A 1,486-nucleotide genomic window follows, 5' to 3' on the forward strand; every position below is an offset into this window, starting at 1 on the left:
TTTCTTACTCATTATTACCTCGTTGGTTTTGGTTATGATACCTCCAACAATGTGTTTTGAATAATTAGACCATTACATAAATGTTATTGTGTAAGTGGGGCTTTTGCTTTTAACCTGCAGCCTCTCGTGGCAACGAGCCATAGCGGAGCGTTTTCTATATTCAGTTACTTCTCTAAAGCTACTGCTGATACCCCCCTCTTACTAATAGGGGGGGTATCTTTTTTTGAACATTTCAAAACGTGTAACTTAGCCAGACGTTGAAAAAAAACAAATTATCACTGATTATTTTCTATCAATAACCCTCACTTAAATTGCTGTTATTAAATACAGGTATAATAAGATTTTGCGAAATATGTTAAATTTGCTTCCTATTATGTAATTTTGCCTAGGCTCACTTTGTTTTTATCAAAAGTGCTAAGTTATTAATTTTATTGTGGAAAATATTTTGCTCGTAGTATTTAATAGGAAAGATAAAAAGTCGCGTTAAAGTCAGGCTCCTTTTGTTTTTTAGATTTTCTAATTTAAATTAGAAATAAGATAAATAATCTTTAATAAAATCAATAGGTAAGTGGTGAATTTGACGAATACAAAATACAAATTGGGCATTTACATATACGACATGCTCGATAATAAGCGTTAGAGGTCTTATGGATAAGCATTCTGAGCAATGCAAGGAGGTATACGCATATTTTGGGTTAACCATTTATTCTGCACAATGTCTTGAGCAGGCAATGATCCATTTAATTGTCTTTTTAGACCACTTTCCAAAAGCTGTACCTGGTTTCTCAACTACGGAAAAGTGGGAAAAAGACTTTGATAAATTCTTTGATGGTGAAAGCCAAAGAACATTGGGACAACTTCTAGGTCGCCTCCAAAAACTTGGTATACCTTGTGAAGAACTCAAAATAAAATTAAAGGAAGCGTTAAAAAAGCGTAATTGGCTTGCGCACTCTTATTTCTCAGAACGAGCAATGGAGTTCATGAGTGAAGATGGGCGTAATCAAATGATTGCAGAACTTGAAGAATCAGCAGAATATTTTAAATCTGTCGATGAAGAGGTATCTTCTATTTTCTATAAAATAGCTGAAACTTACGGTTTAACAGAAGACGTATTCAAGAATATTATGGATGATATGTTGGTAGAGTCAAAATCAGACCTCTAACAAGTCGTTTAAAAGGACAAAAAACAGTTGGCTTTTGCTCCTTCGTCGCTAATCTTAGCCAACAATTTTTTGCCTCTTAACGAGGCGTTGAGGCTGTAGAAAAAGTCTATTTTTGTTTGATTTTTGTACAATCAATCCTTCCCTCATATCGTGGTTTGTGATCAAATAGGTATTATCAATTAGGCAAAGGAGCCTTGGTGATGCCACGTTTTATTCCTCTTAATTATCAACAAAATACCATGGTTGTTATCAACTATTTAGACCAACTTCAGGCGGGCACGTTTGAGTATGCTATTCATCATTTGATTGAATCGAAGTTGGAT

The 1,486-nt window shown here is 34.3% G+C and carries 1 protein-coding gene; it reads left to right on the forward strand.

The genetic code is table 11. From position 1 onward, the window contains the following. Positions 1 to 647: 647 nt before the first annotated feature. On the forward strand, positions 648 to 1,163 hold the full coding sequence (locus tag L0668_RS20505) for a hypothetical protein (RefSeq protein WP_235314594.1): 516 nt from the start codon (positions 648 to 650) through the stop codon (positions 1,161 to 1,163). Positions 1,164 to 1,486: the final 323 nt, after the last annotated feature.

The organism is Paraglaciecola algarum (assembly GCF_021532655.1).
Lineage (GTDB): Bacteria > Pseudomonadota > Gammaproteobacteria > Enterobacterales > Alteromonadaceae > Paraglaciecola > Paraglaciecola algarum.

What these genes read in the sequence shown, in the direction of transcription:
- L0668_RS20505 (WP_235314594.1), top strand. Translation starts at nt 648, where the DNA reads ATGGATAAGCATTCTGAGCAATGCAAGGAGGTATACGCATATTTTGGG.